Below are 12,425 nucleotides of genomic sequence, written 5' to 3'. Positions count from 1 at the left end.
TTGGGGGGATTTGTAGTCATGTTGGAATTGGCCAGATCATTCATTCGCACACCCTAGCGATCCTGTATGACAGAAAGATGACAGCATGGTGACGCAACAAATCCGCCGCAGGCAGTGACCCGCAGAGGATTGGGAATTTGAAATGAATGGGGGCGGTTTTGGCCGCCCCCATCTTGAGCCTTCGGGGTTCACCCTACGCTCAGTTTGTTACTTCTTTGCGACAGTGCCGCCTTCTTGCAGACCCAGGTCAGCCAGTGCTTTGGCAGCAACCTTGGCTGGCAGTGGGATGTAGCCGTCTTTAACAACCACTTCCTGACCCTGTTTGGACAGAACCAGTTTCACGAACTCGGCTTCCAGCGGGGCCAGAGGCTTGTTCGGGGCCTTGTTGACGTAAACGTAGAGGAAACGCGACAGCGGGTATTTGCCGTTCAGGGCGTTTTCTTCGGTGTCTTCGATGAACTCGGTGCCGCCTTTCTTGGCCAGGGCAACGGTTTTCACGCTGGCGGTCTTGTAGCCGATCCCCGAATAACCGATGCCGTTCAGCGAGGAGCTGATCGACTGCACGACCGAAGCCGAACCAGGTTGTTCGTTGACGTTAGCCTTGTAGTCGCCTTTGCACAGGGCTTCTTCCTTGAAGTAGCCGTAGGTGCCGGATACCGAGTTACGACCGAACAGTTGCACTGGCTTGTTGGCCAGGTCGCCAGTCACGCCCAGGTCGCCCCAGGTTTTCACATCGGCTTTGGCGCCGCACAGGCGGGTGGACGAGAAGATCGCGTCAACCTGTTCCATGGTCAGGTGCTGAATCGGGTTGTCCTTGTGTACGAATACAGCCAGGGCGTCGACGGCAACCGGGATGGCGGTAGGCTTGTAGCCGTACTTCTGCTCGAAGGCTGCCAGTTCGGTGTCCTTCATCTTGCGGCTCATAGGGCCCAGGTTGGAGGTGCCTTCAGTCAGCGCAGGCGGCGCGGTGGCGGAGCCAGCAGCCTGAATCTGGATGTTGACGTTCGGGTATTCCTTTTTGTAGTTCTCGGCCCACAGGGTCATGAGGTTGGCCAGGGTATCGGAGCCGACGCTGGACAGGTTGCCCGACACACCGGTGGTCTTGGTGTAGCTCGGGATAGCAGGGTCAACAGCGGCAACTGCGTTGGCAGTCGCAACGCCAGCAGCGACAAAAGTCATTGCCGCCATCAAACGCTTCAGTTTCATGCCTTACTCCTAGCAGATAGGTGTTTTAAGTCGGGGCCAAGTATCAGCAGGCCATGTGAACACTCTATGGCTGAAATATGACAATTGGATGAAAGGCCATCATTGACCAGGGAATCGTATCAAGCCTTACCACCAAGGTTGACAAAACAGATGAAAAATATAATTTGTCAACCAAGAGAGGATCACATGATCAATGACCGAATTCGTCGCGCCCGCCTTCTGCGGGGTATGTCACTGGAGGCCTTGGCCCTCCAACTGGGCGACATCACCAAGCAGGCGTTGAGTAAATATGAAAAAGGGCTGAGCACCCCCGATTCGACTCGCCTGTTGAAAATGGCAAAGGTTCTGCAGGTCAACCCTGAGTACTTTTTCCGTGCGGAGGCCGTTCCTCTTGCGCCACTGGAGTTTCGCAAGCTGGCGAAAATGCCCAAATATCGCCAGGTTCAAGTCGAAGAGCAGATCAGGGAACACCTGGAACGGTACATCGCTCTGGAAGACTGCTTCGACCCGGCAGACATTCGAACTCCAGAAACCCCATCGCAAATGTTCCCGGTTTCATCTCTCGACGAAGCTGAGCACGCCGCCGAATTGCTCCGCAATTACTGGGGGATAGGCAGCGACCCTATTTCCAACCTGACCGAACAGTTGGAGGAGCACAGTATCAAGGTCGCGATGCTGACGGGGCCGGAGGATTTCGATGGGGCATGTGCCGCTACCGGCGACGGCCAACACGTATTGATCGCGCTGAATGCTGAGCGTCCAGGTGAACGCATACGCTTTACTGCCGCGCACGAACTCGGTCACTGGGTGATGCAATTATCTGACGACATGCCGGAGCGAGAAAAAGAGAACTGCTGCCATCGGTTCGCCGGAGCCTTGCTCTATCCCGCTAAAGGAGTCACTGGTGACTTCGGCACTCACCCTCGCTCTCGCGTACATCCTCGTGAGCTGTTGATCGCCAAACGCCAATATGGAATTTCCATGCAGGCAGCCCTGCGTCGCCTGAAAGACCTGAACCTTCTCAGCGACAGTGGGTACAAATCCCTCACCATCCAATTCGGTGCAAATGGATGGCGCAAGGCTGAACCTGAACCATTGCCCTGCAAACCACCACAACGGTTTGAATCGTTGGTGTTCTGGGGACTTGCGGAAGGGCTGATTACCAAGTCTCGCGCAGCCGAATTTCTACGCAAACCAGTGAGTGCCCTTGACCCCAATTTCCTGGGCTCACTGGAGAGTGCATGAGCCTGATCTACATCAGCGACACCAATATCTGGATTGATTTCAGGAATGCAGGATTGTTGGATCAAATGTTCAGCCTGCCATTCACTCTTTGCTGTACAGACTTCGTACTGCACGAACTGGAGGACTTTTGCGTCGATGAATTGGTGAGTCACGGACTGTTGGTCGAGTCATTCGACGAATCGGGAGTGACAAGGCTGTTTGGTCTGAAGATGGAGCACAACAATAGTTCTTTGGCCGACGTTTCCTGCTACCTGCTCGCAAAGCAAACAGGTCGGCCACTTTTGACCGGTGACGGAAAACTCCGGCGTCAGGCTCAGCGCGACGGGTTGAAAGTGCATGGCGCTCTTTGGTTGCTGGACTTGATGATTGAGCATCAGGCCATAAGCCCAACAGAGGCCGCCGACGCGCTCATCGATATGCTTGAGCGCGGGGCACGTTTGCCTTCTGGCGAATGCGATACAAGGCTTTCACATTGGCGAAAGCCTTGAAGTGGGTGCTGTTATCGCCCCTTTTTCCAGAGATAAACCCCCAACACAATCCCCATCCCGCACAGCACAGCCACGTAGTACGCCGGCCCCATGGCGCTTTCCTTGAGCAGCAGGCTAACGACCATCGGAGTCAGGCCGCCGAATATGGCGTAGGCGACGTTGTAGGAAAAAGACAGGCCGCTGAAACGCACTACCGGCGGAAACGCCTTGACCATCACGTACGGCACCGCACCGATGGTCCCGACCAGCAGGCCGGTCAGGGCGTACAACGGAAACAGCCAGTCCGGATGCTCGGCCAGGCTGTGATAGAAGATCCACGAGCTGGCCAGCAAGGCAGTGCAGCCGAACACGAATACACGGCCGGCACCAAAACGGTCAGCCAGCGCACCGGAAATGATGCAGCCGAAGCTCAGCATCACGATGGCCACGCTATTGGATTGCAGGGCCGTGGTCGGTGAGAAGTGGTAGACGGTCTGCAGCACGGTCGGCGTCATCAGGATCAGCACCACGATGCCTGCCGACAGCAGCCAGGTCAGCAACATGGAAATGACAATCGCCCCACGATGGTCACGCAGCACCGCGCGCAGCGGCACTTCCTCGGCCAGGGCCTTGCGCTGTTGCAGCTCGGCGAACACCGGGGTCTCGTGCAGCCAGCGGCGCAGATACACCGAGAAGAGGCCAAACACACCGCCGAGCAGGAACGGGATCCGCCAGGCGTAATCGGACACTTCCACCGGGGTGTAGAGGCTGTTGATCGCGGTGGCGACCAGCGAGCCCAGCAGAATGCCCGCGGTCAGGCCGCTCGTCAGCGTACCGCAGGCATAACCGATATGCCGCTGCGGCACGTGTTCGGAAACGAAGACCCAGGCGCCCGGCACTTCACCCCCAATCGCCGCGCCCTGGATCACTCGCATCAACAGCAGCAGGATCGGCGCCCACAGGCCGATTTGTGCGTAAGTCGGCAGCAGGCCCATGATCAGGGTCGGCACCGCCATCATGAAAATACTCAGGGTGAACATCTTCTTGCGCCCCAGCAGGTCGCCGAAGTGCGCCATCACGATGCCGCCCAACGGCCGGGCCAGGTAACCCGCCGCGAAAATGCCGAAGGTCTGCATCAGCCGCAGCCACTCAGGCATGTCGGCCGGGAAGAACAGCTTGCCCACGACGGTTGCGAAGAAAACGAAAATGATGAAGTCGTAGAACTCCAGCGCGCCCCCCAGGGCAGACAGCGACAGCGTCTTGTAATCATTACGGGTCAACGGTCGTGCGGGTTGGGTCGGCTGCGCGATGCTCGAAGGCGCTGTGGTCATGGCAAGGCTTCTCTTTATAGGCGGTTCTGCCACCCCGACAACGCTGGCCAGGGCTTGGGCAGGTCCGGCACGATAGCAAATTGTTCGAAAAAGCACATAGAGGCGCGTGTTTGACGGTCAAAATGAGAACCGGACGGTCGTCTCGGAGTCTATCGACCGATATACTCGGGGTCTTGCAACGGTTTTGAAGGGTTGCTGTGCGAAAACGCCTGTCGGGATTCAGGCGGTTTCGCAGAGTTTCCCTTTAGGCGCCTTACGAAAAACGTGACGAACAGGGTATGTTCGGGGCTGAATCGTTTTTCTTTAGACGGCTATTCACCTTGCAACACTTATGAAGAGTCACGGGTCAGAGGCACCCCCGGCATGATAGAGCTCGAACAAGAAGATCCGATCCCCCAGGGCGACCTGGCCTTGCAAATCACCGCGCTCCCACGTGAAACCAACGGTTTCGGCGATATTTTCGGCGGCTGGCTGGTCGCGCAGATGGACCTGGCCGGCACCGCTATGGCCAGCAAGGTTGCCGGCGGTCGAGTAGCCACCGTTGCGATCGATCGCATGGCGTTCCTGGTACCCGTCGCCGTGGGCGCGCAGTTGTCCTTTTATACCCAGGCGCTGGAAATTGGCCGCAGCTCCATCCAGATGATGGTCGAGGTCTGGAGCGACGACCCGCTGTCCAGCGAGTGGCGTAAAGTGACGGAAGCGGTGTTCGTGTTCGTTGCCATCGACGGCAGTGGCCGCACCCGTTCGGTTCCGCCACGGGCGCGTTAAACGCAGCCACTGTTTTGCGGTCCATTGCAGTCCTGTTCCCGATAGAGAGTGGTTCCATGAACACGCCCAACGTTGAAGCCGTGAAGCTCAATGAACTGAACTGCTGGCGTATTCGTCACGGTCAGGCCGAATTGCTGGTGGCCCAGCAAGGCGCGCACATCCTCAGTTATCAGTTGGCCGGCCAGCCGCCGCTGATCTGGCTGAACGATGAAGCGGTGTTCAAGACCGGCACCAACATCCGTGCTGGCGTGCCGGTGTGCTGGCCGTGGTTCGGTAATTTGGCGCGCAACCCGCAGAGCGTCCAGGCCATGCGCACCAGCAGCGAGCCGGCCACTGCCCACGGTTTTGTGCGGGCAACGGATTGGGAGCTGGCGGGTATCGAGACCGAAGGCGAAAGTCTGAAGGTGGAATTCGTCCTGCCCTACCCCGAAGGTGGCTTCGCCGAGTGGCCCCATCAGGTGGGCCTGACGCTGAGCATTCGCCTGGACGAGCAACTGCACATCAGCCTGACCAGCCACAACCAGGGGACCGACACGGTGACCCTCAGCCAGGCGCTGCACACTTATTTCGCGGTCAGCGATGTGCGCAACGTGCACGTCGAAGGGCTTGATGGCTTGAGCTACATCGAAACGCTGGAAGACTGGAAAACCAAACCCCAGACCGGCGACCTGCATTTTGCCGGCGAGACCGACCGGATCTATCTCGACACCCCGCCGAAGCTGAGCATTGTCGACCCCACCTGGGAGCGGCGCATCGAGCTGACCAGCAGCGGATCGCGCTCAGCGGTGATCTGGAACCCATGGGTAGCTCGCGCTGCGGCATTCAGCGACATGGCTGACGATGGCTGGCAGCGCATGCTGTGCATCGAGACGGCGAACGTGATGGATGACGTGGTGACGCTCAAGCCGGGGGCTATGCATACGCTGGGTGTGAATATCGGTAGCAAGCCCCTCTGACACCGCATCGCGAGCAGGCTCGCTCCCACAATGATTTGAAGTGAGTCCTGCTGTCGCGCTTACAAATCCGACTCTTTCACCACCCGAACCTTCGCCGCATCCAGTGCGTAGGCCGCGTCGGCCAGGTCGTTGTTGACCTTCTCGATCTTCAAGGTCCCCGTCACCCATAACGGGGTGTAGATGTCGTTAAGCTTCAAGCCCTGTGGATAACGCACCAGCACCAACTGGTTGGGCGGCGGTGGCGGCACGTGAATGCAGGCGCCCGGATACGGCACAAGGAAGAACAGTGTACTGCGGCCCTTGGCATCGGACTCCAGCGGCACCGGGTAACCGCCGATGCGAATGTGCTTGTCGTTCATCGACGGCACCGTCTTGGTCGAGTACATCACCGCCGGCAAGCCCTTGGCCTGTTTCATGCCACCTTTCTGGTCAAAGGTGCCATTGGCTTCGGGGGAGTTGTGATCGATTTCGGGCATGGCCTCGAGGGCTTTCTGGTCGGACTTGGGCATCAGATCCAGCCAGTCGGTTTCCGGCAGTTCGCCGGCGTGGGCAAAGCCCGAGCCCAGTAAAACAAGAGTCAACAAAAGACGGCGCATGAAGGTGCTCGGCAAGGGGGACGATACGACGCCGAGCATTCTAGCCCTCTCCGCGCATTTGTCAGAGAGGGCTTTGTCGCTTGAATCAGTTCTTTTTGATCAGACCGTAGATCACCAGTAAAACGATGGCGCCAATCAGCGCGCCAATGAAACCGGCACCTTGGCCTGCCTGGTAGATGCCCAGGGCCTGGCCGCCGTAGGTGGCTGCCAACGAACCGCCAATACCGAGCAGGATGGTCATGATCCAGCCCATGCTGTCATCGCCCGGTTTCAGGAACCGGGCCAGCAGGCCGACGATCAAGCCGATAAAGATGGTTCCGATAATTCCCATGGCACTTCCCTCTGGTTTGGTAGATAGAAGCCTAGTCAGACTTTGGCATCCTGCCATGAGAGAACGGCGGGCCCGCAATGGTTCCGCCGTTGCCACGTGAAACTGGATTTACTCGGCGATCAGCGCTTCAACCTTGAGGATCTGCGCGGCCAGCGTCTCGCGATCGGCACACCGCAGGTTGGCGTGGCCGACTTTGCGCCCGGCCTTGAAGGCCTTGCCGTAGTGATGCAGATGGCAATCGGCGATGGCCAGGACCTTGTCCGCCTCAGGTACTTTGCCGATGAAATTGAGCATTGCGCTCTCGCCCACCTTGGCCGTCGAACCCAACGGCAGGCCGGCGACGGCCCGCAGATGGTTTTCGAACTGGCTGCATTGCGCGCCTTCGGTGGTCCAGTGCCCAGAATTGTGTACACGCGGCGCGATTTCGTTGGCTTTCAAGCCGCCGTCGACTTCAAAGAATTCGAAGGCCATTACGCCGACGTAATCCAGCTGCTTGAGCACGCGGCTGGAATAATCTTCTGCCAGGGCCTGCAACGGGTGATCGGTGCTGGCGACCGACAGCTTGAGGATGCCGCTGTCGTGAGTGTTGTGCACCAGTGGGTAGAACCTGGTCTCACCATCGCGAGCCCGCACGGCAATCAGCGACACTTCGCCGGTGAACGGCACGAAGCCTTCCAGCAGGCAGGCGACGCTGCCCAGTTCAGCAAAGGTACCGACCACGTCTTCAGGTGTGCGCAAGACTTTCTGACCCTTGCCGTCGTAACCCAGGGTGCGCGTTTTGAGCACGGCCGGCAGGCCGATGGTCGCCACGGCGGCGTCCAGGTCGGCTTGCGACTGGATGTCGGCGAACGCCGGGGTGGGGATCCCCAGGTCCTTGAACATGCTCTTCTCGAACCAGCGATCACGAGCAATGCGCAAGGCTTCGGCGCTCGGATAGACCGGGACGAATTGCGAGAGGAACGCCACGGTTTCAGCCGGTACGCTCTCGAATTCGAACGTCACCAGATCGACTTCATCGGCGAGCTGGCGCAGGTGGTCCTGATCGCCGTAATCGGCCCGCAGGTGTTCACCCAACGCGGCTGCACAAGCATCCGGTGCGGGGTCCAGGAAAGCGAAGTTCATGCCCAGCGGAGTGCCCGCCAGCGCCAACATGCGACCCAACTGGCCGCCACCGATTACACCGATCTTCATCGTCAACAACCTCAGGCGATACGTGGGTCTGGATTTTCCAGCACGCTGTCTGTCTGTTCGGCACGGAAGGTTTTCAAAACCTTGTGGAACTGCGGGTGCTTGGCGCCCAGGATACTTGCCGACAGCAGCGCGGCGTTGATCGCACCTGCCTTGCCGATGGCCAGGGTCGCCACTGGGATGCCCGCCGGCATTTGTACGATGGACAGCAGCGAGTCGACGCCCGAGAGCATGGCGGACTGCACCGGCACACCCAGCACCGGCAGGTGAGTCTTGGCCGCACACATGCCTGGCAGGTGCGCTGCGCCACCGGCACCGGCGATGATCACCTCGATGCCACGCGCCTCAGCCTCTTCGGCGTACTGGAACAGCAGGTCCGGGGTGCGGTGAGCAGAAACCACTTTCACCTCGTAGGGAATGCCGAGCTTTTCCAGCATATCGGCGGTGTGGCTAAGGGTGGACCAATCGGACTTGGAGCCCATGATCACGCCAACCAATGCACTCATCGTCGTGCCTCTTCTCTCTGGGCGCCCGCAGGCGCGTCAAAAACAACAAGCCACGCAAAATGCGTGGCTTGAATTGTACGAAAAATAGCCGAACGAGCCGGCCAAAGGCCGCGCAGTATACCGCAATACCGAAGATAAACAGCCCCTGTTTCGACCATCTGTCATCTGCCATGAAAGGGCCGATTATTGACTCGAAAGTCAGCAGTCTGACTCTCAAGAAACACACAAGCGCTCGCTGATCAACTTCTGAAAAGTATCAACTAAGCAAAATGATGCATGCCAGATCGGCAATAGTGAGAAATATACAACTTCTCGCCATATCCTTGCGTGAAGTTTAACTTAGCCCTCGCAACAACAACCCCCATAAACAACTGAACTAGACATAAATAAAAACATGGCAAACAAAAACCCCATCGATATATTCGTCGTCATCCATGACGATATAAACCCATCAATAAAACAACAGATGGCAGCGAGTTACTTTAGCCATCTACAGAAAGAGTTAGAAAGTTTCACCGATCGGAAGGTTAACATTTTCTATGGCACAGGCTCTCCCCACAACAAGTTTGACTACAAGGGAAGCAATGAAACGGAAATATTGCAACGCTGGGAAAAACTGGGTCTCCAGTGGCTGGAGTTTCGCAGCAAAGAAGGCTTCATAATCACTCAAACAAGCCTGGTGCTATTGTTCACCGCACACCCTATCAATGAAAACGTCTCGGGCGCCGCTTTGGTGGATTTGCGCAAAAATGGCGGTCGGTTTGCGATTGCATCGGCTGGCAGCAATTTGTATCCCGCTCATGAGATAGGTCATTTGCTGGGCGCAAAACATGATGACTATGAAGTCAACTATGATGGCTGGTGGTGTGAAACTTACATGACTCCAAACCCCCATCTCTTACGGAGCAATTGTTACAAATACAGCCCGGCTAATCGAAACGCCATTAAACACTACCTGGCGTCCATGGATTAAGGATTAAGCGGTAATATCCGCGTAACCTGATGCTGAACCTGAAGCACGACTAACTGGGGGTCGCCGCCCCTTCAAGTTTGCGCCACAACAAGCGCACATTGGCCTTGCGCACCAACGCACAGCGATACAGACGAATCTCCAGGGGCACATGCCATTGCGGGCCGCCGCAGATCACCAGTTCGCCGCGTGCCAATTCCGCTCGCACACTCAACTGCGGCACCCAGGCGATGCCCAGGCCTTCGAGCGCCATGCTTTTGAGGCTGTCGGCCATGGCAGTTTCGTAGACGGTCGTGAACCGCAAGGCGCGCTGGCGCAACAGCAGGTTCACCGAGCGCCCCAGAAACGCACCGGCGCTATAAGCCAGCAGCGGCACGCTGCCCTCGCCTTCCAGGTCGTACAGTGGCTTGCCGTCTGCATCCGCCGCGCAAACCGGCAGCATCTCGGTCTGACCCAAGTGCAGCGAAGGGAAGATTTCCGGGTCCATTTGCATCGCCGCATCCGGGTCATAGAACGCCAGCATCAGGTCGCAACCCCCTTCTCGCAACGCATGCACCGCGTCGCCGACGTTGGTGGCGACCAGTCGCGTCGCGATGTTGAGCCCTTCGTTACGCAGTTGCGCGATCCAGCGCGGGAAGAATCCCAGCGCCAGCGAGTGTGCGGCGGCGACTTGCATCACTTCGCCCTGCCCGCCTTCAAGGTGATGTAGATGGCGCAGCACTTCGCCGAGTTGCTCGACCACCGTTCGCGCAGTCACCAGAAACAATTGACCCGCCGCCGTCAGCTCGATGGGGGTGCGCGAACGGTTGACCAGTTGCAACCCCAGCGCCGCCTCAAGGCTGCGAATACGCCGGCTGAACGCCGGTTGCGTCACGAAGCGGCGCTCAGCCGCCTGGGAGAAGCTACGGGTAGCGGCCAGGGCACTGAAGTCTTCCAGCCATTTACTTTCCAGGTTCATTACGTCCTCCCGGACACGCACCAAATTGGGTCGCACGCTCGCCGCAAACACGGCGTCACACCAGCATTATGCCGAATATGCATAGGCCAGTGTTTAACAGCATTGGCCCTAAATTATCCACAAGCCTAGCATTTGCAGTGTTCCGGCACAGACCGGGTCCATATCGAGATGATTTCCGTCATGTCCTCCGCTGCATCATTCCGCACAGAAAAAGACCTGCTTGGCGTACTCGAAGTACCGGCTCAAGCGTATTACGGCATCCAGACCCTGCGAGCGGTGAATAACTTCCGTCTCTCCGGCGTTCCGATTTCGCATTACCCCAAGCTGGTGGTCGGCCTGGCCATGGTCAAGCAGGCTGCTGCTGACGCCAACCGCGAGCTGGGCCACCTGAGCGAAGCCAAGCACGCCGCCATCAGCGAAGCCTGTGCACGATTGATCCGCGGCGATTTCCACGAAGAGTTCGTGGTGGACATGATTCAAGGCGGCGCTGGCACTTCGACCAACATGAATGCCAACGAAGTCATCGCCAACATCGCGCTGGAGGCCATGGGTCACCAGAAAGGCGAATACCAATACCTGCACCCCAACAATGACGTGAACATGGCGCAGTCGACCAACGACGCCTACCCGACCGCGATCCGCCTGGGTCTGCTGCTGGGTCACGACACCCTGTTGGCCAGCCTCGACAGCCTGATCCAGTCGTTCGCCGCCAAGGGTCAAGAGTTCAGCCACGTCCTGAAGATGGGCCGTACCCAACTGCAAGACGCCGTGCCGATGACCCTCGGCCAGGAATTCCGTGCCTTCGCCACCACCCTGAGTGAAGACCTGGCACGCCTGAAGACGCTGGCGCCAGAACTGCTGACCGAAGTGAACCTGGGCGGCACCGCCATCGGCACCGGCATCAATGCCGACCCGCGTTACCAGGCCCTGGCCGTTCAGCGCCTGGCCACCATCAGCGGTCACCCGCTGGTACCGGCAGCCGACCTGATCGAAGCCACCTCTGACATGGGCGCCTTCGTGCTGTTCTCCGGCATGCTCAAGCGCACCGCAGTCAAGCTGTCGAAGATCTGCAACGACCTGCGCCTGCTCTCCAGCGGTCCGCGCACCGGCATCAACGAGATCAACCTGCCAGCGCGTCAACCTGGCAGCTCGATCATGCCCGGCAAGGTCAACCCGGTGATTCCGGAAGCCGTGAACCAAGTGGCTTTCCAGGTCATCGGTAACGACCTGGCCCTGACCATGGCAGCCGAAGGTGGTCAACTGCAACTGAACGTGATGGAGCCGCTGATCGCCTTCAAGATCCTCGACTCGATCCGCCTGCTGCAACGCGCCATGGACATGCTGCGCGAGCACTGCATCACCGGCATCACCGCCAACGAAGCGCGTTGCCGCGAGCTGGTCGAACACTCGATCGGCCTGGTCACCGCACTGAACCCGTACATCGGCTACGAAAACGCCACGCGCATCGCTCGCATCGCACTTGAAAGCGGCCGCGGCGTATTGGAACTGGTGCGCGAGGAAGGCTTGCTCGACGACGCCATGCTCGACGACATCCTGCGTCCGGAAAACATGATTGCTCCGCGTCTGGTGCCTTTGAAGGCATGAGCCGACGCGTACTTGTAGCACCGCTCACCAGGTTGAGGGACTAGACACCTCTCACCTTTTGAGGGCCTGGAGGTCGCTCTCCAGGCCCTTTTTTTATCCGCTGCAAATGCACCACCAGTGGGAGCGGGCTCGCTCGCGAAGGCGGTGTGTCAGTGACACATGTATGAGCTGACACACCGCTTTCGCGAGCAAGCCCGCTCCCACCCAAAGCAAAACCGTGCAGACGGACACAACTGCGACCGGTATAGTGCCGCCCCTCTTCGCGGGGGCGGTCGTCGGTAGCGAGATCACAACCCAA

Annotated in this window: 13 protein-coding genes; 6 read left to right on the top strand and 7 right to left on the bottom strand. The window is 58.5% G+C overall.

Annotated features, from left to right (window positions below; all coding sequences use genetic code 11):
* Nucleotides 1-207: 207 nt before the first annotated feature.
* A complete protein-coding gene (locus AB4N64_RS25425) occupies nt 208-1,206 on the bottom strand; it encodes a phosphate ABC transporter substrate-binding protein PstS family protein (protein ID WP_460119630.1) in 999 nt (332 codons plus the stop codon).
* 186 nt (nt 1,207-1,392) lie between these two features.
* Here AB4N64_RS25425 and AB4N64_RS25420 point away from each other — a divergent pair, with 186 nt between their 5' ends.
* Nucleotides 1,393-2,451: a helix-turn-helix domain-containing protein gene (locus AB4N64_RS25420; protein WP_460119628.1), complete on the top strand. Its 1,059-nt coding sequence runs from the start codon at nt 1,393-1,395 to the stop codon at nt 2,449-2,451.
* A complete protein-coding gene (locus tag AB4N64_RS25415) occupies nt 2,448-2,939 on the top strand; it encodes a PIN domain-containing protein (protein ID WP_460119626.1) in 492 nt (163 codons plus the stop codon). The genes AB4N64_RS25420 and AB4N64_RS25415 overlap by 4 nt, the downstream gene beginning before the upstream one ends.
* Nucleotides 2,940-2,950: 11 nt before the next feature.
* On the opposite strand, the gene AB4N64_RS25410 is transcribed toward AB4N64_RS25415, so the two are convergent.
* Nucleotides 2,951-4,249 (bottom strand): MFS transporter, encoded by a 1,299-nt coding sequence (locus AB4N64_RS25410; RefSeq protein ID WP_460119624.1) that lies wholly within the window; start codon nt 4,247-4,249, stop codon nt 2,951-2,953.
* Nucleotides 4,250-4,612: 363 nt separating this feature from the next.
* Between AB4N64_RS25410 and AB4N64_RS25405 the strand changes: the two genes are divergently transcribed.
* Both AB4N64_RS25405 and AB4N64_RS25400 read left to right on the top strand, forming a co-directional pair.
* A complete protein-coding gene (locus AB4N64_RS25405; protein ID WP_007896491.1) occupies nt 4,613-5,017 on the top strand; it encodes an acyl-CoA thioesterase in 405 nt (134 codons plus the stop codon).
* 56 nt (nt 5,018-5,073) lie between these two features.
* Nucleotides 5,074-5,973, top strand: a complete 900-nt coding sequence (locus tag AB4N64_RS25400; protein ID WP_460119622.1) for a D-hexose-6-phosphate mutarotase — start codon at nt 5,074-5,076, stop codon at nt 5,971-5,973.
* A 59-nt stretch (nt 5,974-6,032) separates the two neighbouring features.
* On the opposite strand, the gene AB4N64_RS25395 is transcribed toward AB4N64_RS25400, so the two are convergent.
* From AB4N64_RS25395 to purE, 4 genes are all read right to left on the bottom strand, one after another.
* Nucleotides 6,033-6,569, bottom strand: a complete 537-nt coding sequence (locus tag AB4N64_RS25395; protein ID WP_460119620.1) for a DUF3299 domain-containing protein — start codon at nt 6,567-6,569, stop codon at nt 6,033-6,035.
* An 85-nt stretch (nt 6,570-6,654) separates the two neighbouring features.
* The gene (locus AB4N64_RS25390; protein WP_368556199.1) at nt 6,655-6,900 is read right to left on the bottom strand and encodes a GlsB/YeaQ/YmgE family stress response membrane protein; all 246 of its coding nucleotides are present in this window, start codon (nt 6,898-6,900) and stop codon (nt 6,655-6,657) included.
* A gap of 108 nt (nt 6,901-7,008) precedes the next feature.
* Nucleotides 7,009-8,091 carry a 5-(carboxyamino)imidazole ribonucleotide synthase gene (locus AB4N64_RS25385; protein WP_460119618.1) on the bottom strand — a complete coding sequence of 361 codons (1,083 nt, stop codon included), beginning with the start codon at nt 8,089-8,091 and terminating at the stop codon, nt 7,009-7,011.
* A gap of 11 nt (nt 8,092-8,102) precedes the next feature.
* Nucleotides 8,103-8,594, bottom strand: coding sequence for a 5-(carboxyamino)imidazole ribonucleotide mutase (gene purE, locus AB4N64_RS25380; protein ID WP_095194600.1), 492 nt, complete (start codon nt 8,592-8,594; stop codon nt 8,103-8,105).
* Nucleotides 8,595-8,988: 394 nt separating this feature from the next.
* Between purE and AB4N64_RS25375 the strand changes: the two genes are divergently transcribed.
* On the top strand, nt 8,989-9,567 hold the full coding sequence (locus AB4N64_RS25375; RefSeq protein WP_460119617.1) for a hypothetical protein: 579 nt from the start codon (nt 8,989-8,991) through the stop codon (nt 9,565-9,567).
* Between the two features lie 49 nt (nt 9,568-9,616).
* On the opposite strand, the gene AB4N64_RS25370 is transcribed toward AB4N64_RS25375, so the two are convergent.
* On the bottom strand, nt 9,617-10,522 hold the full coding sequence (locus tag AB4N64_RS25370) for a LysR substrate-binding domain-containing protein (protein ID WP_460119615.1): 906 nt from the start codon (nt 10,520-10,522) through the stop codon (nt 9,617-9,619).
* 180 nt (nt 10,523-10,702) lie between these two features.
* Between AB4N64_RS25370 and aspA the strand changes: the two genes are divergently transcribed.
* Nucleotides 10,703-12,127: an aspartate ammonia-lyase gene (aspA, locus tag AB4N64_RS25365; RefSeq protein ID WP_460119614.1), complete on the top strand. Its 1,425-nt coding sequence runs from the start codon at nt 10,703-10,705 to the stop codon at nt 12,125-12,127.
* Nucleotides 12,128-12,425 lie beyond the last annotated feature (298 nt).

This window comes from Pseudomonas sp. S2_C03 (genome assembly GCF_054668405.1).
This window is presented reverse-complemented; position numbering and strand designations above follow the sequence as displayed.

Coding starts and splice junctions, on each gene's coding strand:
- AB4N64_RS25385 (WP_460119618.1), bottom strand. CDS start 8,091: ATGAAGATCGGTGTAATCGGTGGCGGCCAGTTGGGTCGCATGTTGGCG.
- aspA (WP_460119614.1), top strand. CDS start 10,703: ATGTCCTCCGCTGCATCATTCCGCACAGAAAAAGACCTGCTTGGCGTA.
- AB4N64_RS25390 (WP_368556199.1), bottom strand. CDS start 6,900: ATGGGAATTATCGGAACCATCTTTATCGGCTTGATCGTCGGCCTGCTG.
- AB4N64_RS25375 (WP_460119617.1), top strand. CDS start 8,989: ATGGCAAACAAAAACCCCATCGATATATTCGTCGTCATCCATGACGAT.
- AB4N64_RS25370 (WP_460119615.1), bottom strand. CDS start 10,522: ATGAACCTGGAAAGTAAATGGCTGGAAGACTTCAGTGCCCTGGCCGCT.
- AB4N64_RS25410 (WP_460119624.1), bottom strand. CDS start 4,249: ATGACCACAGCGCCTTCGAGCATCGCGCAGCCGACCCAACCCGCACGA.
- AB4N64_RS25425 (WP_460119630.1), bottom strand. CDS start 1,206: ATGAAACTGAAGCGTTTGATGGCGGCAATGACTTTTGTCGCTGCTGGC.
- AB4N64_RS25400 (WP_460119622.1), top strand. CDS start 5,074: ATGAACACGCCCAACGTTGAAGCCGTGAAGCTCAATGAACTGAACTGC.
- AB4N64_RS25420 (WP_460119628.1), top strand. CDS start 1,393: ATGATCAATGACCGAATTCGTCGCGCCCGCCTTCTGCGGGGTATGTCA.
- AB4N64_RS25395 (WP_460119620.1), bottom strand. CDS start 6,569: ATGCGCCGTCTTTTGTTGACTCTTGTTTTACTGGGCTCGGGCTTTGCC.
- AB4N64_RS25415 (WP_460119626.1), top strand. CDS start 2,448: ATGAGCCTGATCTACATCAGCGACACCAATATCTGGATTGATTTCAGG.
- purE (WP_095194600.1), bottom strand. CDS start 8,594: ATGAGTGCATTGGTTGGCGTGATCATGGGCTCCAAGTCCGATTGGTCC.
- AB4N64_RS25405 (WP_007896491.1), top strand. CDS start 4,613: ATGATAGAGCTCGAACAAGAAGATCCGATCCCCCAGGGCGACCTGGCC.